General features: G+C 49.4%; 1 pseudogene. It reads left to right on the plus strand.

Annotation, left to right across the window (positions count from 1 at the left end):
- Nucleotides 1-709 (plus strand): annotated as a pseudogene (locus K7A41_RS23670) (hypothetical protein); the annotation flags it as partial.

Below are 709 nucleotides of genomic sequence, written 5' to 3' on the forward strand. Positions count from 1 at the left end.
GAGATCTGCTGACCAGTACACGTGTACATACGCCGAAGACCGGGACAGCGACGACCATTGTGACCAATCATTTATATGATCATGTGGGCAGGCTGGTGGAGACCAAAAAACAGCTTAATAATCTTGCGGAAGTGTCTCAGAACAAGCTGTCGTACAATGAGATCGGGCAGCTGAAACAGAAGAACCTGCACAATGCCGGCAGCACTGCTGTGCAGGAAATTCTTTACAGTTATAATGAGCGGGGCTGGTTGAAGTCGATCAACAATCCGGCCGCTGTAAGTGCCAAGCGTGTTTTCGGGATGGAGCTGAGCTATGGGGATAAGGCGGACAGCTACAATGGCAATATCGGCAGTATGAAATGGAATACCCTGGTCCCTTCCACAATGACCATGCAGCCAGTTCAGACCTATACGTATTATTATGACAGGCTCAACCGGCTGAAACGGGGAGCATATATCAATGCGGCATCCAGTTCACCAGCGAATAAAGCAGGCTATTATGATGAGGAACTGGCGTATGATGTGATGGGTAATATCGATTCACTGCGCAGACGTAACGGTACGGGCAGCGGCTGGTACAATAATTTTAAATACACGTATTCGGGCAACCAGCTGACCAAAGTCACTGATGCGGGTACGGCGGCGAGGACCAACACGTTCAGCTATGATGCCAATGGCAACGGAATCACAAATTCACGTCTGGGGATTAG

The sequence above is a fragment of the Sphingobacterium sp. InxBP1 genome (assembly GCF_026191775.1).
Taxonomy (GTDB): Bacteria; Bacteroidota; Bacteroidia; order Sphingobacteriales; family Sphingobacteriaceae; genus Sphingobacterium; species Sphingobacterium thalpophilum.